The 19,371-nt window shown below is 52.9% G+C and carries 21 protein-coding genes, 1 tRNA gene and 1 pseudogene; 14 read left to right on the top strand and 9 right to left on the bottom strand.

Annotation, left to right across the window (positions count from 1 at the left end):
• Positions 1-104 precede the first annotated feature (104 nt).
• On the bottom strand, positions 105-1,538 hold the full coding sequence (bglA, locus tag ACOTX7_RS14740) for a 6-phospho-beta-glucosidase BglA (protein WP_047355206.1): 1,434 nt from the start codon (positions 1,536-1,538) through the stop codon (positions 105-107).
• A 116-nt stretch (positions 1,539-1,654) separates the two neighbouring features.
• Positions 1,655-2,386, bottom strand: a complete 732-nt coding sequence (locus ACOTX7_RS14735) for a MurR/RpiR family transcriptional regulator (protein ID WP_006811877.1) — start codon at positions 2,384-2,386, stop codon at positions 1,655-1,657.
• 266 nt (positions 2,387-2,652) lie between these two features.
• On the opposite strand from ACOTX7_RS14735, the gene trhA reads away from it, so the two are divergent.
• The gene (gene trhA / locus ACOTX7_RS14730; protein ID WP_006811875.1) at positions 2,653-3,312 is read left to right on the top strand and encodes a PAQR family membrane homeostasis protein TrhA; all 660 of its coding nucleotides are present in this window, start codon (positions 2,653-2,655) and stop codon (positions 3,310-3,312) included.
• Between the two features lie 84 nt (positions 3,313-3,396).
• Here trhA and ygfZ read toward each other — a convergent pair whose 3' ends face one another.
• On the bottom strand, positions 3,397-4,377 hold the full coding sequence (ygfZ, locus tag ACOTX7_RS14725) for a tRNA-modifying protein YgfZ (RefSeq protein WP_205924545.1): 981 nt from the start codon (positions 4,375-4,377) through the stop codon (positions 3,397-3,399).
• 294 nt (positions 4,378-4,671) lie between these two features.
• On the opposite strand from ygfZ, the gene sdhE reads away from it, so the two are divergent.
• Positions 4,672-4,938, top strand: a complete 267-nt coding sequence (sdhE, locus tag ACOTX7_RS14720; RefSeq protein ID WP_003863437.1) for an FAD assembly factor SdhE — start codon at positions 4,672-4,674, stop codon at positions 4,936-4,938.
• Complete coding sequence (locus tag ACOTX7_RS14715; RefSeq protein WP_032674037.1) at positions 4,919-5,329, top strand: protein YgfX; 411 nt, start codon at positions 4,919-4,921, stop codon at positions 5,327-5,329. The genes sdhE and ACOTX7_RS14715 overlap by 20 nt, the downstream gene beginning before the upstream one ends.
• Position 5,330: 1 nt before the next feature.
• Here the strand turns inward: ACOTX7_RS14715 and fldB are convergent, their stop codons facing one another.
• Positions 5,331-5,852: a flavodoxin FldB gene (fldB, locus tag ACOTX7_RS14710; RefSeq protein WP_006811872.1), complete on the bottom strand. Its 522-nt coding sequence runs from the start codon at positions 5,850-5,852 to the stop codon at positions 5,331-5,333.
• A gap of 101 nt (positions 5,853-5,953) precedes the next feature.
• On the opposite strand from fldB, the gene xerD reads away from it, so the two are divergent.
• From xerD to lysS, 5 genes are all read left to right on the top strand, one after another.
• Positions 5,954-6,850 (top strand): site-specific tyrosine recombinase XerD, encoded by an 897-nt coding sequence (xerD, locus tag ACOTX7_RS14705; RefSeq protein ID WP_003863442.1) that lies wholly within the window; start codon positions 5,954-5,956, stop codon positions 6,848-6,850.
• Between the two features lie 28 nt (positions 6,851-6,878).
• The gene (gene dsbC / locus ACOTX7_RS14700; RefSeq protein ID WP_213828005.1) at positions 6,879-7,592 is read left to right on the top strand and encodes a bifunctional protein-disulfide isomerase/oxidoreductase DsbC; all 714 of its coding nucleotides are present in this window, start codon (positions 6,879-6,881) and stop codon (positions 7,590-7,592) included.
• A 5-nt stretch (positions 7,593-7,597) separates the two neighbouring features.
• Positions 7,598-9,331: a single-stranded-DNA-specific exonuclease RecJ gene (gene recJ, locus ACOTX7_RS14695; RefSeq protein ID WP_221256435.1), complete on the top strand. Its 1,734-nt coding sequence runs from the start codon at positions 7,598-7,600 to the stop codon at positions 9,329-9,331.
• A gap of 90 nt (positions 9,332-9,421) precedes the next feature.
• Positions 9,422-10,520, top strand: a protein-coding gene (prfB, locus tag ACOTX7_RS14690) for a peptide chain release factor 2 (RefSeq protein WP_096147815.1) whose coding sequence is annotated in 2 segments (ribosomal slippage) — positions 9,422-9,496 and positions 9,498-10,520 — 1,098 coding nt in all. Because the reading frame shifts where the segments join, the coding sequence is not laid out codon by codon here.
• Between the two features lie 9 nt (positions 10,521-10,529).
• Positions 10,530-12,047, top strand: coding sequence for a lysine--tRNA ligase (gene lysS, locus ACOTX7_RS14685; protein WP_006811868.1), 1,518 nt, complete (start codon positions 10,530-10,532; stop codon positions 12,045-12,047).
• Between the two features lie 48 nt (positions 12,048-12,095).
• On the opposite strand, the gene idi is transcribed toward lysS, so the two are convergent.
• Positions 12,096-12,638, bottom strand: a complete 543-nt coding sequence (gene idi, locus ACOTX7_RS14680) for an isopentenyl-diphosphate Delta-isomerase (protein ID WP_006811867.1) — start codon at positions 12,636-12,638, stop codon at positions 12,096-12,098.
• 163 nt (positions 12,639-12,801) lie between these two features.
• Here idi and actS point away from each other — a divergent pair, with 163 nt between their 5' ends.
• Both actS and ACOTX7_RS14670 read left to right on the top strand, forming a co-directional pair.
• The gene (gene actS / locus ACOTX7_RS14675; RefSeq protein ID WP_221256434.1) at positions 12,802-13,542 is read left to right on the top strand and encodes an amidase activator ActS; all 741 of its coding nucleotides are present in this window, start codon (positions 12,802-12,804) and stop codon (positions 13,540-13,542) included.
• An 80-nt stretch (positions 13,543-13,622) separates the two neighbouring features.
• A tRNA-Gly gene (locus tag ACOTX7_RS14670) sits at positions 13,623-13,696 on the top strand.
• A gap of 282 nt (positions 13,697-13,978) precedes the next feature.
• Here the strand turns inward: ACOTX7_RS14670 and ACOTX7_RS14665 are convergent.
• Positions 13,979-14,251: a hypothetical protein gene (locus ACOTX7_RS14665; protein ID WP_221813594.1), complete on the bottom strand. Its 273-nt coding sequence runs from the start codon at positions 14,249-14,251 to the stop codon at positions 13,979-13,981.
• A complete protein-coding gene (locus ACOTX7_RS14660; protein WP_221813595.1) occupies positions 14,235-15,365 on the bottom strand; it encodes a PAAR domain-containing protein in 1,131 nt (376 codons plus the stop codon). Before ACOTX7_RS14660 ends, ACOTX7_RS14665 begins: the two co-directional genes overlap by 17 nt.
• Before the next feature lie 499 nt (positions 15,366-15,864).
• On the opposite strand from ACOTX7_RS14660, the gene ACOTX7_RS14655 reads away from it, so the two are divergent.
• From ACOTX7_RS14655 to ACOTX7_RS14640, 4 genes are all read left to right on the top strand, one after another.
• The gene (locus tag ACOTX7_RS14655; RefSeq protein WP_048339495.1) at positions 15,865-16,008 is read left to right on the top strand and encodes a hypothetical protein; all 144 of its coding nucleotides are present in this window, start codon (positions 15,865-15,867) and stop codon (positions 16,006-16,008) included.
• Positions 16,009-16,148: 140 nt separating this feature from the next.
• On the top strand, positions 16,149-17,324 hold the full coding sequence (locus ACOTX7_RS14650; RefSeq protein WP_221813596.1) for an OmpP1/FadL family transporter: 1,176 nt from the start codon (positions 16,149-16,151) through the stop codon (positions 17,322-17,324).
• A 63-nt stretch (positions 17,325-17,387) separates the two neighbouring features.
• The gene (locus ACOTX7_RS14645; RefSeq protein ID WP_006811861.1) at positions 17,388-18,017 is read left to right on the top strand and encodes a winged helix-turn-helix transcriptional regulator; all 630 of its coding nucleotides are present in this window, start codon (positions 17,388-17,390) and stop codon (positions 18,015-18,017) included.
• Between the two features lie 100 nt (positions 18,018-18,117).
• A complete protein-coding gene (locus ACOTX7_RS14640) occupies positions 18,118-18,729 on the top strand; it encodes an outer membrane beta-barrel protein (RefSeq protein ID WP_006811860.1) in 612 nt (203 codons plus the stop codon).
• 58 nt (positions 18,730-18,787) lie between these two features.
• Here the strand turns inward: ACOTX7_RS14640 and ACOTX7_RS14635 are convergent, their stop codons facing one another.
• On the bottom strand, positions 18,788-19,186 hold the full coding sequence (locus ACOTX7_RS14635) for a hypothetical protein (protein ID WP_047355212.1): 399 nt from the start codon (positions 19,184-19,186) through the stop codon (positions 18,788-18,790).
• Positions 19,183-19,371 (bottom strand): annotated as a pseudogene (locus ACOTX7_RS14630) (hypothetical protein); the annotation flags it as partial. The gene ACOTX7_RS14635 and the pseudogene ACOTX7_RS14630, both read right to left, overlap by 4 nt.

The following is a 19,371-nucleotide window of genomic DNA, read 5'->3' as shown; positions in this document are numbered from 1 at the left end:
ACGCCTATATTATCGGGCGAACATATTTTGGCAACGCAAAAGCTGTAAAGAAGTGTCTGGAAGATAAGCGGTTTGCCCTCTCCGCTTGCAGAGAGGGCGAGCCATTACAGCGTTTCGCCGTTGCTGGCAATGACGGTTTTATACCACTCAAAGCTCTTCTTACGGGAGCGGGACATGTCACCGGTGCCGTCGTCGTGCTTGTTGACGTAGATAAAGCCGTAGCGCTTGCTGTACTGGCCGGTGGTGAAGGAGACGCAGTCTATGCAGCCCCACGGGGTGTAGCCCATCAGATCCACGCCGTCCCAGGTCACCGCCTTCATCATCTCTTCCACGTGGGCGCGCAGGTAGTCGATGCGGTAGTCATCGTTGATGCTGCCGTCCTCTTCCACGTTGTCGTAGGCGCCGAAACCGTTTTCCACGATAAACAGCGGCTTCTGGTAACGCTCGTACAGTTCACACAGCGAATAGCGCAGGCCTACCGGATCAATCTGCCAGCCCCAGTCGGACGCCTTGACGTATGGGTTCGGCACGCTGCCCTCGAAGCCGGAAATGGCGTCGCCGGTGCCGCCTTCCGCTTTGACCGCGTTGGTCATGTAGTAGCTGAAACCTAAGTAGTCGCAGGTGCCTTCACGCAGGATCTGCTCGTCGCCTGCTTCCATTTTGATGGAGAAGCCACGGCGCTCCCACTCGTTCAGCACGTAGGACGGGTAGTAGCCGCGCAGCTGTACGTCGGTAAAGACGTAGCGCTCGCGCATGGATCCCTGAGCGAACATCACGTCCTCTGGCTTACAGGAGTACGGATAGAGCGCCACCATCGCCAGCATGCAGCCGACTTTCATCTCCGGGTTAATGCGGCGTGCGGCTTTCACCGCCAGCGCGCTGGCCACGAACTGGTGGTGCAGCACCTGGTACATGGTCTCTTCCGGGTTGTCGTGCTCGGTATAAACCACGCCGGAGCAGCAGTAGCCGAACAGTGGCGCACGCCAGTTGCGCTGGTTGTTGATTTCGTTGAAGGTCATCCAGTATTTGACCTTATTTTTGTAGCGCTCAAATACCACTTCCGAGAAGCGCACAAAGAAATCGACCACTTTACGGTTGGTCCATCCGCCGTATTCCTGAACGAGGTGCAGCGGCATTTCGAAGTGGGAGAGGGTGATCACCGGCTCGATGTTGTACTTCAGCAGTTCATCGAACATGTCGTCGTAAAACTTCAGCCCCTCTTCGTTTGGCTGAGTTTCGTCGCCTTTCGGGAAGATGCGCGTCCAGGCGATGGAGGTACGGAAACATTTGAAGCCCATCTCGGCAAACAGCTTGATGTCTTCTTTGTAATGACTATAGAAGTCGACGGCTTCGTGGTTCGGGTAATATTTGCCTTCAATCACTTCCTGCGTGATTTCGCGCGGAACGCCGTGTGCACCGCCGGTGAGCACGTCGCAGATGCTTGGCCCTTTGCCGCCTTTGTTCCAGCCGCCTTCAACCTGATGCGCCGCCACCGCGCCGCCCCATAAAAAATCTTTCGGTAAGGTGAGTTTTTTCATCTTTGCTATTCTCAATTCAGGATTTATTGATTTCGAGTCTAGCAAAGCGGAATTAAATGTCACGATATAACATTTTGCGGAAATTGTAATTTGTCACATCAAAAAAACAGGATGTTTTATTCTGTTAATTTCTTCGCCAGTTTCCGGCCTAATGATTCCAGAATATAGATGACGGGAATTTGCGTGGTGATATCGTATACGCCGCCAATGCGCGTTTGCGGGACATGCCAGGAGAGGTTAAAGTCTGCGAGCTTCGCGAGACGCGAATGTTCGTGGCTGGTGATGGAGAGCACCTTGCAGTGGTGCAGGCTGAACTGACTGGCGAAGCGCAGGATCTCTTCGGTTTCGCCGGAGACGGAGAGGACAATGGCCAGCGCATTTTTAGCCATATCATTCGTGACCGGGAAATAAGGGTCGTCGATATGGTTGCTGAACTTTCCGATATTTGAAAAGAAACGTGCGCCATATTTTGCCAGCGATCCGGAGGTGCCCGCACCGACAAAAATAATTCGTTCAGAAGATAAAATAATATCGACGGCTTTATCTAATAGCGCATCGAACTCTTCGTTATTTACGCTTTTGAAGAAGCTGATAATTTCACTGGCACCAAAATTCGCCTGCTGCGGCTCGTTTTGTTCCAGATAGAGTTTAAAGCGCACCCGAAATTCCGAGTAGCCTTCGCAGTTGAGCTTACGGCAGAAGCGCAGGATAGTGGTAGTAGAGACCCCCGCCGCATCCGCCAGCTCGCGGATGGTCATGTACATCACTTTGTCGCGGTTCTTAATGACATAGTTATAGACCATCATTTCCAGATTGTTGAGGCTGGCAATGGCGGAATGGCTGAACATACTCACAATGGCTAAACTCGCTGTCGGACACTATTCATAAATCATACCATGATGACGAAGGGCGGGAGACGGATTTATCTCCTTGATTACTCAGATGTTAATGAAATTATTTACACCTGTGCGGTGGATTGTATTTGCAGTTATCTGATTTATAAGGATAAATCTTGAATGTGGATTTATTTTAGCTAACAGGTGTTCACTGGAATCATTCTCAGTTAGCATAGACTGGCGATGAATAATCATCTTTTGTTTTCCCGGAGTTAAGTATGGTGAGCAGACCATTAATCGCACAGGGATATTCGCTGGCTGAGGAAGTAGCCAACAGTATAAGCCACGGCATTGGCCTGGTGTTTGGGATTGTCGGTTTAGTGTTACTGCTGGTGCAGGCGGTGGATACTAATGCCAGCGCGATGGCGATAACCAGCTACAGCCTGTATGGCGGGAGTATGATCCTGCTTTTCCTGGCCTCAACGCTGTATCACGCTATTCCGCATCAACGGGCGAAGATATGGCTTAAGAAATTTGACCACTGCGCTATCTATCTTCTTATTGCAGGTACTTACACGCCGTTTTTGCTGGTGGGACTCAACTCACCGCTGTCGCGCGGCCTGATGATTGTGATCTGGAGCCTGGCGCTGCTGGGGATCCTGTTTAAGCTGACCATTGCGCACCGGTTTAAAGTGCTGTCGCTGGTTACCTATCTGACAATGGGCTGGCTGTCGCTGATTGTGGTATATCAGTTAGCCGTTAAGCTGTCGGTAGGCGGCGTAACGCTTCTGGCGGTGGGCGGTGTGGTCTACTCGCTGGGCGTGATTTTTTACGTCTGCAAGCGCATCCCGTACAACCATGCCATCTGGCACGGCTTTGTGCTGGGCGGCAGCGTGTGTCACTTCCTGGCAATTTATTTGTATGTTGGGCAAGTGTAGTTTGTTGTCGGGTGGCGGCTTCGCCTTACCCGACCTACGGGATCTGTAGGCCCGGTAAGCGCAGCGCCACCGGGCGATACAGCATCAATCTTCCAGAGAATACGGCAGCGGCTCAATGCTGAGCGTATTTGCATCATCCCGCACGCGGAACACGCTGTCGGGCTCCATGTCATTATTCATGACAACCTGCACCAGCAGGCGGCCATCATCGAGCTGGACGGCGGCTAACACGGTGCCGGTACGGCGCCAGTTTTCGCCCATCTTCATCTCAAGATCTTCACCCGCTTCCGGCACGCGGCTGGCGTGACCTGCCAGCGTCCACAGGGCGCGTTTGTTCGCGCCGCGGAATTTCGCCCGCGCCACCATCTCCTGACCGGTGTAGCAGCCTTTCTTAAAGCTGATGCCGCCCAGCGCCTGGATGTTTGTCGCCTGCGGAATAAACTGCGCGCTGTTTGCCGCGTCAATGACCGGCAGGCCCGCTTCAATGTTCAGCGCCAGCCACTGCTGGCTGTTGTTGAGCTGTGCTTCACCGCGCAGGGCGTCGGTGACGCGTTCCGCCGTGGCCACGTCGGTTACCAGCAGGAAGCGTTCCGCCGGATGTTCGAACCACAGAATGGAGGTGGCACCCTCGCTGACCAGCTGTTTTTCGGCATCCGGTAGCTCGGCAAACAGATTTTTCAGCGCTGCACGCGCCTGGAAACCCGCAACCCCCAGCAGAACGTGTTCATCGTCCGGGGCGATGGTGACTTTAGAAAAGACCGCGTATTTTTTCAGCTCTTTAAGCTGGGCGTCACGCAGGCTGCGACGCTCAATAAAGGCGAATCCGTCCTGACGGCGGAACAGACGCAGGTTGCTCCACATTTTGCCTTTTGGATCGCAATGCGCGGCCAGCAGATGCTGGTGCTCCGTCAACTGCGCCACGTCCGCCGTGACCTGGCCTTGCAGGTATTTTTCGCTGTCCGCACCGGTCAGTGTCGCCAGTGCCCAGTCATCAAGAGTAATCAGCGTCAGCGGCAGACGCGCAGAGGCGGCGGGCTGGCGAGGAGAAAATGGTGTAAATGCCATAGTGATGTCCTGAATTGCTTAACGCTTTGATAATACCTAATGGTAAAAGAGACTGTATTCAATGCAAGCGCTTTCAGCAGGCCATTCGTGCCATTACGCGATTATGCGTGGCGCTACGCAAAATAGTGTAATCCGCTGTCTTTGTAAGGAATATTCAGGAAGCCTGCTCGAGGTTCGCAATATTCCAGTAAAGAAACGGTCAAAAACACGTTACACTAGCAGGTGTTCCCGGAGAGCAATAATGAATACCGAACGGGATACCGACTGTGCCAAACGTAATGCAGGAAACAGAACATGGATATTAACAACAAGGCCCGTATTCACTGGGCGTGCCGTCGCGGCATGCGTGAGCTTGATATCTCCATCATGCCTTTCTTCGAGTATGAGTACGACAGCTTAAGCGATGACGATAAGCGCCTGTTTGTCCGTCTGCTTGAGTCTGACGATCCGGATTTATTCAACTGGCTGATGAATCACGGCAAGCCCGCCGACACCGAGTTGCAACGGATGGTGCAATTAATTCAAACACGGAATCAGGAACGTGGTCCTGTGGCAATCTGATCTTCGCGTCTCGTGGCGCTCACAGTGGATGTCCTTACTGCTCCACGGTCTGGTCGCGGCATTGGTGTTACTGGTGCCGTGGCCACTTAGCTATACCCCGCTGTGGTTGCTATTACTGTCGTTTGTGGTGTTTGACAGCGTGCGCAGCCAGCGTCGAATCAACGCCCGTCAGGGTGAAATTAAGCTGCTGATGGATTCTCGCCTGCGCTGGCAGGGAAAAGAGTGGGAGATGACAGGGACGCCGTGGATGCTTAACACGGGGATGATGCTACGGCTGCGACGGGTTGAGGACAATCGTCGCGAGCACCTGTGGCTGGCCGCAGACAGTATGGATCCCGCAGAGTGGCGTGATCTGCGCCGGTTGATTGTGCAACAGCCGACGCAGGAGTAAATCAGCTGAACTGCTCGGCCATCTCACCCAGGATCTGCTCGCACCAGGTTTGCAGGCGCTCGTCGCTGAGATCGTACTGGTTGGTTTCATCCAGCGCGAGCCCGACAAACAGCTGACCGTCGGCGATAATCGGTTTCTGGCTGGTGAACTCATAGCCTTCTGTTGGCCAGTAGCCGATAAACGTCGCACCCTTTGGCGCCAGTTTGTCATGCAGCATGCCGAGTGCGTCAAGGAACCACTCCCCGTAGCCCAGCTGATCGCCCATGCCGTACATCGCAATGATTTTGCCGTCAAAATTGACTGAATCGAGCTGATCCCAGATGGCTTCCCAGTCTTCCTGTATCTCACCGAAGTCCCAGGTCGGGATACCGAGGATCAGCACATCGTACTGCTCCATCAGCGCCACCGCGTCATCTTTCAGGTTATGCAACGTCACCAGTTCCGGACCAATGATGTCGCGAATTTTCTCCGCCGCCATTTCGGTGTAGCAGGTGCTGGAACCATAGAACAGACCAATATTCATCGCGTAACTATCTCAATTCTTGCTATGACTTTGCGCGTAGTGTACCAGAAACCGATGGCAATCAGGCATAATGGCCAGATTGCAGAACCAAAGGGGCTGATGTGGAAAAGGATCTCGCACTCATCGAACAGTTTCTCGACGCGCTGTGGCTGGAGAAAAACCTCGCTGAAAACACGCTTAGCGCCTATCGTCGGGATCTTACTCTGCTGGTGGAGTGGCTGGCGCACCGGGGGCTGACGCTCGAAAGCGCGCAAAGCGATGACCTGCAAGGGTTACTGGCTGAGCGGATGGAAGGGGGCTACAAAGCTACCAGCTCCGCGCGTCTGCTGAGCGCCATGCGCCGCCTGTTCCAGCATCTGTACCGCGAGAAGATCCGCGCGGATGATCCCAGCGCACTGCTGGCATCGCCAAAACTGCCTCAGCGGTTGCCAAAAGATCTCAGCGAAGCACAAGTTGAGAGATTATTACAGTCGCCCGCAGTTGACCTTCCGCTGGAGTTACGCGATAAAGCCATGCTTGAACTATTGTATGCCACGGGCTTGCGCGTTTCTGAACTGGTTGGCCTGACGATGAGCGACATTAGCCTGCGTCAGGGCGTGGTGCGCGTCATCGGTAAAGGGAACAAAGAACGGCTGGTGCCGCTGGGTGAAGAGGCGGTCTACTGGCTGGAGACCTATCTCGAACACGGGCGTCCGTGGCTGCTGAACGGCGTCTCTATAGATGTCTTGTTCCCGAGCCAGCGTGCACAGCAGATGACGCGACAAACGTTCTGGCATCGCATTAAACATTACGCCACACTGGCGGGTATTGACAGTGAGAAGCTGTCGCCGCACGTTTTGCGTCACGCCTTCGCGACGCATCTGTTAAACCACGGCGCTGATTTACGCGTGGTCCAGATGCTGCTTGGACACAGCGATCTTTCAACGACGCAGATTTACACCCATGTCGCGACGGAACGCCTGCGGCAGCTACACCAACAGCACCACCCTCGCGCGTGAGTGCCGACGAATTGTTACAGGATCATATATGAAAAAGTCTTTAGCGCTGCTCACCCTGCTGGCAGCTTCGGTTTCCGGTTTTGCCCATGCGGACGATGACGCCATTAAACAGTCTCTGACGAAACTCGGCGTCGCCAGCAGCGAGATCCAGCCAGCGCCGGTGGCTGGCATGAAAACCGTTTTAACCAACAGCGGTGTGCTGTACGTGACCGAAGACGGCAAGCACATCATTCAGGGACCCATGTACGACGTGAGCGGCGCGCAGCCGGTCAACGTCACTAACCAGCTGCTGATGAAAAACCTGAACGCGCTCGAAAAAGAGATGATTGTTTACAAAGCGGCGCAGGAAAAACACGTTATTACCGTCTTCACCGACATCACCTGCGGCTACTGCCACAAGCTGCATGAAGAGATGAAAGACTACAACGCGCTGGGCATTACCGTGCGTTATCTGGCCTTCCCTCGCGCCGGTGTGCAGAGCCAGCCTGAGCAGGATATGAAAGCGATCTGGTGTGCGAAAGACCGTAATAAGGCCTTTGATGACGCGATGAACGGCAAAGGCGTGAAGCCTGCGTCCTGCGATATCGACATCGCTAACCACTACGCGCTGGGCGTACAGTTTGGCGTGAGCGGTACGCCAGCCATTGTGCTGAGCAACGGCTACGTGGTGCCGGGCTATCAGGGGCCAAAAGAGATGAAAGCGTTCCTCGACGAGCACCAGAAACAGATGGGTGGTAAATAATTCGCGTGAAAGCCCCGATAAAACTGCGCCGCCGCGATGCGGGTGAAACCGCTGATTTACCAGACACGCTTCCGCTACTGTTAAAGCGGCTGTATGCCAGCCGTGGCGTGCGTACGGCAAGCGATCTTGAGCGCAGCGTCAAAGGCATGCTGCCCTGGCAAGCGTTGAGTGGCATCGAAAAAGCGACTGAAATGCTCTACGACGCGTTCCGTGAAGGGACGCGCATTGTGGTGGTGGGCGATTTCGATGCCGACGGCGCAACCAGTACCGCCCTGAGCGTGCTCAGCCTGCGTGCGCTGGGCTGCGATAACGTGGCTTACCTGGTGCCGAACCGGTTCGAAGACGGCTACGGCCTCAGCCCGGAAGTGGTCGATCAGGCCCATGCCCGTGGCGCACAGATGATCATGACCGTGGATAACGGGATCTCTTCTCATGCGGGGGTCGATCATGCCCATGCGCTGGGGATCCCGGTACTGGTCACCGATCACCACCTGCCCGGAGAAACCCTGCCTGCCGCCGAAGCCATCATTAACCCGAATCTGCGCGACTGCGATTTCCCGTCGAAATCGCTGGCCGGAGTAGGGGTGGCGTTTTATCTGATGCTGGCGTTGCGCACGTTGCTGCGTGATAAGGGCTGGTTCGAATCACGCGGGATTGCCGTGCCGAACCTGGCGGAATATCTCGATCTGGTGGCGCTGGGAACCGTGGCGGACGTGGTGCCGCTCGATACCAATAACCGTATCCTCACCTGGCAGGGCTTAAGCCGCATTCGGGCAGGTAAATGCCGTCCGGGGATTAAGGCGCTGCTGGAGATCGCCAACCGCGATCCGCTGAAGCTCGCGGCAAGCGATTTAGGCTTTGCTCTCGGCCCGCGCCTGAACGCGGCGGGGCGGCTGGACGATATGTCGGTTGGCGTCGCGCTGCTGCTGTGCGACAACATCGGTGAAGCGCGCGTGCTGGCCAGTGAGCTGGACGCACTCAACCAGACCCGTAAAGAGATTGAGCAGGGCATGCAGGCCGAAGCGCTGACCCTGTGCGAAAAGCTGGAGCGAAGCGGCGAAACGCTGCCGGGCGGGCTGGCGATGTATCACCCCGAATGGCATCAGGGCGTGGTGGGCATTCTGGCGTCGCGCATTAAAGAGCGTTTCCACCGTCCGGTCATTGCCTTTGCGCCCGCCGGAGACGGCACGCTGAAAGGCTCCGGTCGTTCCATTCAGGGGCTGCATATGCGCGATGCGCTGGAGCGTCTCGACACGCTTCATCCGAATCTGATGATTAAGTTCGGCGGCCACGCGATGGCGGCGGGCCTGTCGCTGGAAGAGGCGAAGTTCGATGAGTTTCAGCGTCTGTTTGGCCAACTGGTCACCGAGTGGATCGATCCGGCTCTGTTGCAGGGAGAAGTGGTTTCTGACGGCGAGCTTTCCCCGGCTGAAATGACCATGGACGTGGCGCAGATGCTGCGCGATGCTGGCCCCTGGGGGCAGATGTTCCCGGAGCCGCTTTTCGACGGACGTTTTCGCCTGTTGCAACAGCGCATTGTGGGCGAGCGCCATCTTAAAGTGATGGTGGAACCGGTCGGCGGCGGGCCGCTGCTCGACGGCATCGCCTTTAACGTTGATACCTCCATCTGGCCGGACAACGGCGTGCGCGAGGTTGAATTGGCCTACAAGCTGGATATTAACGAGTTCCGCGGTAACCGCTCCCTTCAGATCATCATCGACAATATCTGGCCAATTTAGCGTCAGTAATCTCTATAAAAAAGGGCGTGGATTCGGTACAATCCCGCTCTTATCACCGCATTTTGACAAGCTCATAAAAGAAAACAGACCATGTTTGAAATTAATCCGGTAAAAAACCGCATTCAGGACCTCACGGAGCGCTCTGACGTTCTTAGGGGGTATCTTTGACTACGATGCCAAGAAAGAGCGTCTCGAAGAAGTAAACGCCGAGCTGGAACAGCCGGACGTCTGGAACGAACCTGAACGCGCTCAGGCGCTGGGTAAAGAGCGTTCCTCCCTCGAAGCCATCGTAGATACGCTGGATCAAATGGCGCAGGGTCTGGAAGATGTTTCTGGGCTGCTGGAGCTGGCTGTCGAAGCCGACGACGAAGAAACCTTTAACGAAGCCGTGGCAGAACTCGACGTGCTGGAAGAGAAGCTGGCGCAGCTGGAATTCCGTCGCATGTTCTCCGGCGAATACGATAGCGCTGACTGCTATCTCGATATTCAGGCAGGTTCTGGCGGTACCGAAGCGCAGGACTGGGCCAGCATGCTGATGCGCATGTACCTGCGCTGGGCGGAAGCGCGCGGTTTCAAAACCGAGATTATCGAAGAATCCGAGGGTGAAGTGGCGGGGATCAAATCCGTCACCATCAAGATTATTGGTGATTATGCTTACGGCTGGCTGCGTACTGAAACCGGCGTTCACCGCCTGGTGCGTAAAAGCCCGTTTGACTCCGGCGGTCGTCGTCACACCTCCTTCAGCTCCGCGTTTGTCTACCCGGAAGTGGATGAAGATATTGATATCGACATCAACCCGGCGGACCTGCGTATCGACGTTTACCGCGCATCCGGCGCGGGTGGTCAGCACGTTAACCGTACGGAATCCGCGGTGCGTATTACCCACATTCCAACCGGGCTGGTAACACAGTGCCAGAACGACCGTTCCCAGCATAAGAACAAAGACCAGGCCATGAAGCAGATGAAAGCGAAGCTTTATGAGCTGGAGATGCAGAAGAAAAATGCTGAGAAGCAGGCGATGGAAGACAACAAGTCCGACATCGGCTGGGGCAGCCAGATCCGTTCTTACGTCCTTGATGACTCCCGCATCAAAGACCTGCGTACCGGGGTTGAAACCCGTAACACGCAGGCGGTGCTGGACGGCAGCCTGGACCAATTTATCGAAGCAAGTTTGAAAGCAGGGTTATGAGGAACCAACATGTCTGAACAACAAGCACAGGGCGCTGACGCGGTAGTCGATCTTAACAACGAACTGAAAACCCGCCGCGAGAAGCTGGCAGCGCTGCGCGAGCAGGGCGTGCCGTTCCCGAACGATTTTCGTCGTGACCACACCTCAGACCAACTGCACGCAGACTTCGACGGTAAAGAGAACGAAGAGCTGGAAGCGCTGAACGTTGAAGTGTCCGTTGCGGGCCGCATGATGACCCGTCGTATCATGGGTAAAGCGTCCTTCGTGACCTTACAGGACGTGGGCGGCCGCATTCAGCTGTACGTCTCTCGTGACGACCTGCCGGAAGGCATCTACAACGAGCAGTTCAAGAAATGGGACCTGGGCGATATCCTGGGCGCAAAAGGTAAGCTGTTCAAAACCAAAACCGGTGAACTGTCTATCCACTGCACCGAGCTGCGTCTGCTGACCAAAGCCCTGCGCCCGCTGCCGGACAAGTTCCACGGTTTGCAGGATCAGGAAGCGCGCTATCGTCAGCGCTACCTGGATCTTATCTCTAACGATGAATCCCGTAAGACCTTCAAAATTCGCTCTCAGATCATGGCCGGTATTCGCCAGTTCATGGTTAACCGCGACTTTATGGAAGTGGAAACCCCGATGATGCAGGTGATCCCAGGCGGTGCCTCTGCCCGTCCGTTCATCACCCATCACAACGCTCTGGATCTCGACATGTACCTGCGTATCGCGCCGGAACTGTACCTGAAGCGTCTGGTGGTCGGTGGTTTCGACCGCGTGTTTGAAATCAACCGTAACTTCCGTAACGAAGGTATCTCCGTACGTCATAACCCAGAGTTCACCATGATGGAACTCTATATGGCGTATGCGGATTACAAAGATCTGATCGAGCTGACCGAATCCCTGTTCCGCACCCTGGCGCAGGACATTCTGGGCACCACCGAAGTGCCTTACGGTGAAGAAGTGTTCGACTTCGGCAAGCCGTTCGAAAAACTGACCATGCGCGAAGCGATCAAGAAATACCGTCCGGAAACCGAAATGGCTGACCTGGATAACTTCGACTCTGCGAAAGCGATCGCGGAAAGCATCGGTATCAAGGTTGAGAAGAGCTGGGGTCTGGGCCGTATCGTGACCGAGATCTTCGAAGAAGTGGCCGAAGCGCATCTGATTCAGCCGACCTTCATCACCGAATACCCGGCGGAAGTGTCTCCGCTGGCGCGTCGTAATGACGAGAACCCGGAAATCACTGACCGCTTCGAATTCTTCATCGGTGGCCGCGAAATCGGTAACGGCTTTAGCGAGCTGAACGATGCAGAAGATCAGGCGCAGCGCTTCCAGGATCAGGTTAACGCGAAAGCGGCAGGCGACGACGAAGCGATGTTCTTCGACGAAGACTACGTGACCGCGCTGGAGCACGGTCTGCCGCCGACGGCTGGCCTGGGTATTGGTATCGACCGTATGGTAATGCTGTTCACCAACAGCCACACCATCCGCGACGTGATCCTGTTCCCGGCGATGCGTCCGGTGAAATAAGCCGTTAAGACGTAAAAAAAGCCCCGTGCGTTTATCGCCGGGGCTTTTTTATTGCGCCGCGAAGGCGCTGAGTTTTTCGCGCGCGGCGTTCGCTTCCTGCACCATCCACGGACTGAAAGCCCACGGCGTAGCGTCCAGCGCGCGAAATAGCGCGTCCAGCTTCACCCACTGATACTCCATCACTTCTTCGCTATTGATTGCGAGGGTATTTGTTACGCGGGCGGCATATACCGGGCAAATTTCGTTTTCAACGATCCCTGACGGGTCGGCTTCACGATAGCGGAACTCCGGGGCAATGGGGGTGATGTCCGTGATTTCGGCGCCGACTTCAAAGCGGCAGCGGCGGATAATCGCCTGCTCTGTCGCTTCGTCGGCCTGTGGATGTCCGCAAACGGAGTTCGTCCATACGCCGGGCCAGGCTTTTTTACTTAAGGCGCGCCGGGTGATCAGACATTCTCCGTGAGCGTTAAACAGCCATGAAGAGAAAGCCAGGTGTAGCGGGGTGTGTGACGTGTGCGCGGCGTACTTCTCCTGAGTGCCAATCACCTTTCCCTGGTCATTTACCAAAATAACGTGTTCTTGAATACTCATTGATGCTCCAGTGCCAAAATGCTTAATGGTTCAGCACCATCAGCGGAATTATTATACTGCATTCTTATCCGAACGGTTTGGCCCACAGAGCGGAAAAGGGCATGACCCGCATGAGTTTGGGCTGCTATCATAGTGCGCCATTCACGCTGACCGAGGAGCTGTTTTGTTTGCAGGAAGCCTGACGAGAAACCCGATCATTGCCGTTTTCTGCCTGACGCTGACGCTACTTATAGCGGGATGCTCGGGGAGTAAATCTTCGGATATGGGCAGTTATTCTGGTGCAGTCTATACCGTTAAGCGCGGGGACACGCTCTACCGCATATCCCGCGCAACCGGAACCAGCGTGAAGGAGCTGGCGCGCCTGAATAATATCTCTCCACCGTATACCATTGAGGTTGGACAGAAGCTCAAGGTTAACGGCGGTTCCTCCTCAGGGAAAAAGTCCTCCACGCGTAAAACAGCCAAAGTCACGCCATCCTATCAGGTGCCTAAATCATCCTGGCCGCCGGTCGGTCAGCGCTGCTGGATCTGGCCTGCAAGCGGAAAAGTGGTGGCGCCGTACTCGCTCTCGGAAGGCGGAAACAAAGGTATTGATATCGCTGCCGCGCGCGGCACACCGGTTTACGCTTCCGGAGCCGGGAAGGTGGTCTATGTCGGTAACCAGCTACGTGGATACGGTAACCTGATCATGATTAAGCATGGTGAGGATTACATTACGGCGTATGCGCATAACGACACGATGCTGGTCAATAACGGCCAGAACGTGAAGGCGGGGCAGAAGATTGCGACCATGGGCAGTACCGGGACGGATACGGTGAAGCTGCATTTCCAGATCCGCTATAAGGCCACGGCCATCGATCCGCAGCGCTATCTTCCGGTGCAGGGCAGTAAACCAAAGTGCTAAGTGATTATTTAATCGCCACTTAGTGGGGTAAAGGCTTGTATGAAGAGGCGTAAGGTCTATAATGCCTTACGCACCTCAAAGCGGGCGTAGTTCAATGGTAGAACGAGAGCTTCCCAAGCTCTATACGAGGGTTCGATTCCCTTCGCCCGCTCCAGTTTCTTCTCTTGTGGATAAGCCTTAAAAGCCTTTTCTATCAGCAACTTAAATCGTTACCTATTTTAGTCGCCTATGGGTTCTACCATTGTGATCCGCCCTTGGTAACTGTCACGCTAAGTTACATGGTGAGATGACAGTATAACTCAGCGTTGTGATCACTCTGACAGTCTGTTGGAGTCGCTACGCTCCGTTTGTTGCTGTATCACCAACCAGGCTTTATGGCTTCTATTATCTGAAATTGGGGAAAAGGGGAAAGGCTGAATATCTCCAGCCTTTGGCTTCATCTTACTTTTTTGAAGATAAGCAGGATCAGAGGGACGCAGACTGCGAAACCGTAAATTGCCGCATCAAAAACACCGTTTGTAGCCTGAGCAAGCGAATCAACAGCTTGGTAATACTCTTTTAATGTAACAGTGTTTGAGGTAAGTGTCTGATTTTGTGAGAAAATCTCGAATGCTTGCGAGGCTGCAAACAGTCCGAGAAAGTAACCCAGGCTGACAATACAAATCCCTCCCCAACGGAGAATGGTTTTAGTCCTATTCGTCAACGTCATAAGATCCACCTAATACACCGCCAAAAGTACCGCTGGAATACTGCGATAATGAATCGCCAGTAGCAGCTGCTTCGACTGCAATGTGCTGAACATTACCCTTTGGCGGCCCTTGGTATCGCGATAAATTGTCCTTGTTGGGATACATTTTTTTAAACTCGCCTGTCATTTCAACAACTGTCATTGATGAGAAGTCAGAATTTTTTGACTCAAGATAACGCTGCAATGAGACAGGGATTGTGAAATCTTCTTCGGATTCGATAGGAATCTGCGTCGTAGTCAATGTGTAGTTGTGCTCGAATACCGTTGAACCAGCAAACTTAATCCCTTCAACAGAGTGAGTGGTACAGTTGTTTCCTGTTACGTCGTACTCATCAATTGTGCGGCCTCTGCGTTGGGTTGTTTCTTTCATTTCCAATGTGCGAATCGCTGTTTCACCCTTGTTCCAAAGATCTTCAAAGAATTGCCTCGTTTTCGTTGGATCAGCATCATCTATTCTAAACGCTCTTGCGCCCATTCGGTACAGCTCTGCTCTGTAGTAAACCCTCGCGTCTTCATCTTGCAGAAAGTTTAAAATTCCATCTCCAGTTAAATTCCCGGGGCCTGTTCTGCCGTAGCGACCATAGGTATAGAGATAAATCGAATTGTCTTGATGTACGGAAACGAAAGCATGTCCTGCGTCTGTGATTTCAGTCCAGAGGTAAACCCCGTTCAATAGCAGGTTATCTTCTGGCTTACAGGTGTCAGCGAAGCTATCATTTTCGGGATCGTCTATCGGGCCGGGGAGAATGGGAAATTTAACAACGTGAGATTGGGCTGTGTCGGCTTTCTCTGCCTCTGTAGAAAATTCGTAAGTGTCATCAATGGAAGGAATAAAACGTGAATTGCAGGGACAGGAACTACGGCTGTGCAGTGTACCGGCTACTCTTTTACCATGTAGGGTATCACTATCAAGACCGCCGTAGATGCGATAATACCCGGGATGTTTGCCACAGGTTACTTTATGGCTTTCACATGCCATATCTTTATTGAAAAAATGATGGTCGGGGCATCCTTCAATAATCCTACCACCGCAAGCTGTCTTATCACCTCTGAATAAAAAATGACCAATGGCCATTCGTCCTTTTCCTTATTTTGCTTATAAGTCCATGCGGAAAGTGTAGGTTTTTGATGCAGATGAGTAAATGAGCAAACGCAACAAAACCAAAATGTAACTATGGGGTGCATTTGAGTTAAGTGATCCTAAAGAAAACTCTTTTGATAAATCGTCCTGCACATCCTGATCATATCCGATGTAAGACATCGTTGAGAATGGATCTGTCTGTTTCAGAAAACGAGAGATTGTAGTCGTGTAAAAGGTTCTCTTGTCTCGTAACTCTGTTTATAAATCCATCTCATCGATCGCACGGCTAACGACTTACTGGTCTAAATCCAGTCCGTATCTGGTGTCGGTGGTGTTGCTGTGATTCAGCATGTTATTCAAGATATTATTCAACAAACGTTGTCATTTACCTTCCTCTGCTAAACAACCAATAACCCATGGTGTAACACGCTAGGTTGCACATTTCCTGTACCCTGGATACCCTGAGATTAATCCTAATAACTCAAGGGTGAGTATGGCTACCGGGAAAAGAAAAAATCAAAAGGAATCACCTGAAGAAGAGTTAGATCGCTTGCTGGATGAGCTTGAACTCACACAGGAGCAACGGGAGTTTATTGAATCCATGCGAGAGGACAAGGGGGATCCCTGTGAGGAGTAACGCTTGCCATCCATGCTGATTTGCCAAAATAGTCAGAGGGGCTGATCCGCGCATAATTTAAAATTAAACCCTCTTCCTTTTTACCCCTACATTTTCTCCTGTTATATCTGTCGGCAAATTTTTTATTTCCCGGATCGCAGATGAAAACACGATACCTCCTGTGCGCTGGCGTATTAGCCGCCTCCAGTGCCCATGCCAGCGCACTCTATTTTTATGAAGCTGGCACCGAAGACACCGCGCTTGCCGGAGCAGGGCAGGCGGCTCGTGCGCAGGATGCCTCTACAATCATGACCAACCCTGCTGGCATGACGCGCTTACCGGATCATATGATCACCGGTGGGTTACAGGTAATGGATGGCTCCATCGACAACCAGCTGGATAACGATGCCCATCAAAGCCCCGGCGACGTGATGAAAACCATCCCGAATGCCAGCGCCTTTTATAGTCAGAAAATAAACGATGATCTGTATGCAGGCGTGGGGCTTTACGGTAATTACGGTCTGGGGATCGATTACGGTAGCTGGGCAGGGGACAGGCTGATTAAAAAGAGCACTCTGGTCGCAATGACGCTCAGTCCGTCACTGGCTTATAAGCTCAACGACCGCCTCTCAATAGGGGCGTCCGCCAACGTTAATTACGGTTATTTCTCGCTGACCCGCAACGTTAATGATAACGACTACCGGCGGCACGATGAGGACTGGGCCATGAGCTATCGGCTTGGGTTACTCATGCAACTGACCGACCAGACGCGAGCCGGTATTACATGGAACAGCGAGACGAACTATCGCTACACTATTAACGGCAAAGTGCGCGTGCAGCATGGCACCTACGACCTGCCGGTGTCGGCACAAATCAGCGCGCCGCAGCAAATCATGCTCAGTCTTGTGCATGATATTAACCCGCGGTGGTCGGTGATGGGCGATCTCGGCTGGCAGGACTGGAGTCAGTTCGGTGCGCCGCAAATCGTCGTCGGAGATCAGCAACTGAACAATGTCAGCCGCCTGAAGGACACCTGGCACGGCGCGGTGGGCGTACAGTATCGTCCAACACCTCAGTGGCGACTGAATGCCGGTGTGGCGTTCGACAGCTCGCCGTATGAAAGCCAGAGTGATGTGGCCTTAACCTTACCCACCGGCGACGAGTGGCGATTTGGCACGGGAGCCCAGTATCAGATCACCCCGGCCAGCAATATTGGTTTTGCCGTATCGTATCTGCATATGCAGTCGTCGCATGTGAAATCACCCGCGGTGTTTGCCGGAAGTTACGATCATCCTTATCTTTGGTTTGCCAGCGTCAACTACAGCTATCAGTTTTGATTGGCTAACCGCTTAAAATATATGGTCTATAATGGCTGATATTCATTGTCAGAAGGTTGTGCCATGCATATTTTACCGCCTGTTCGACCCGAAAAATCCATCGAAAGATTAACCGCTATCCTTGAGCCGATAGCGGAGAAAGTGCAAGTTGTCCCGCGTAAGCGACTCACCTGGTTACGCAAAGGGAAACAGCAGATGTACCTCTTTCTGGAGGGAGAGCTGTCCCTCCTGCGGGCCTCGGATGGACTGGTGGTCGTGACCGTTTACGAGCCGCATTTGTTTGGTATTGCAGAGATGATCCAGCCTACGCAGGGGCATTTTCTTCGTGCGGAAAGGGAGTCTACTATTTTACGTCTCGATGCGGACAAGGCGGCAGCGTTATTTCGTGCCGAGGGCGTCTGGGAGGATGTCGCCGCGCTGCTTTCCTATCACACCGCCTATCTGGTATTCCGTGATGCGCAGGTACTTCAACAGCGTACCTATTCCGTTATTCGTAATCACCTTCAGGAAATGATTTTACTCCCGGAGGAGACGCGTTTGCGTACCACGATTCTGGAATATATTCAGGATCGTACGCTGCTCTCTCGCAGCAGTATACTCAATGTATTATCCGCCCTTAAGCAGGGGGAATATATTACCTTTAAGCGTGGTGGATATCTGCTTGAAGTCAGACATTTACCTGAATCATTCTAGGGAAAGTTTAAAATTAAACAGAAATGGAATTAACGACGACGTTAATTTTCTATATCGTTTGCTTTCTAAGTTTTATCTTTATCAAGTAAACGGTATATTTATGAAAAAGACAGTTATCGCTTTGATTATGGTTAACGCGTTTACCGCCACCTCAGCGTTTGCAGCCGCAGATGCGGGCACCTGGTATGGCGGAGCGAAATTCGGCTGGTCTCACTATTTTGATACCAATATGGGGTCGAAAGCGTTTGAGAACACCCATTCCGACCACTTCGACTTTGATCATGATAATGTCGGCGGGGGTGTGTATACGGGTTACCAGATCACCCCCTGGCTTGCGGTAGAAGGCGGTTATGATTATTTAGGTAATATGCAGATCAAAGGTCAGCATGGCGCAGGGGCGCAAATGAAGACTCAGGGTCTGCAAATGTCGCTGAAGGCCAGCTACGCCCTGACCAATGACTGGGATATCTATGGCCGGGCTGGCGCAATGGGCTATCGCGCTGAATCCGATGTAAGTGGTCACAATCGCTTTGAAACGGGTGTGCGCCCGCTTGCCGCCGTGGGTACTGAATACGCCTTCAATAAAAACTGGGCGGGTCGCCTGGAGTATCAGTGGGTAAGCAACGTGGGCAATGCTAACCAGATCGGTGTGAGCAGCGACCTGAGTTCCGTCACCGCAGGGCTTAGCTATCGCTTTGGTCAGTACGACTGATGCCCGTGCTTTGTCCCTTAATAAAAACCCGGCTGCGATGTTGCCGGGTTTTTTGTTTTCAGCTGGCGAATAACGGTTCAAGAATAATATGAATATTTTGCAGGCCCGTAACATTATTATCTTTCAGGTATTGCTGATTAACCATATCTAACTGTTCCAGTTTGGTCAGCGAGGCATAGACGCGTTGAACAGCGCTGTCCGCAATAAAAATTTCGTTTGCGGAGGTGTCCTGAAGATACTGTGATTTAACGCTGCGCGTTAAATTATCAATCTGCTGTTTATTTTCCTGATAGAGAGAGGCAATATGTGATATCTGTGCCTGCGGTGGTTTTTCGCCAGGCAATACCAGCGGAATTTGCAGATGATTAATCTTTTCAACGTTGTCTGGTGGGGGAGAGCTACAGGCTGTTAATGTGCTGAGGGTTAATACAGCGAAAAAGAACGGTAGGCTCTTCATCGAAACACTCCAGGGAAATAATTGGACTCAGCATTATCCCTTAAGGCCGCTGCGACGAAAGAATAAACTTGTTTATTTATAAACGTTATTTCCATCGATAAAAAAAAAGCCCGGTGATAGCCTCCTTTCGACTTTGTTGAATAAATCGAACTTTTGCTGAGTTGAAGGATCAGATCACGCATCTT

The sequence above is a fragment of the Enterobacter cloacae complex sp. IR5418 genome (assembly GCF_049238105.1).
Taxonomy (GTDB): domain Bacteria; phylum Pseudomonadota; class Gammaproteobacteria; order Enterobacterales; family Enterobacteriaceae; genus Enterobacter; species Enterobacter hormaechei.
Note: the sequence above shows the minus strand (reverse complement) of the source record. Positions and strands in the feature narration are given on the sequence as shown.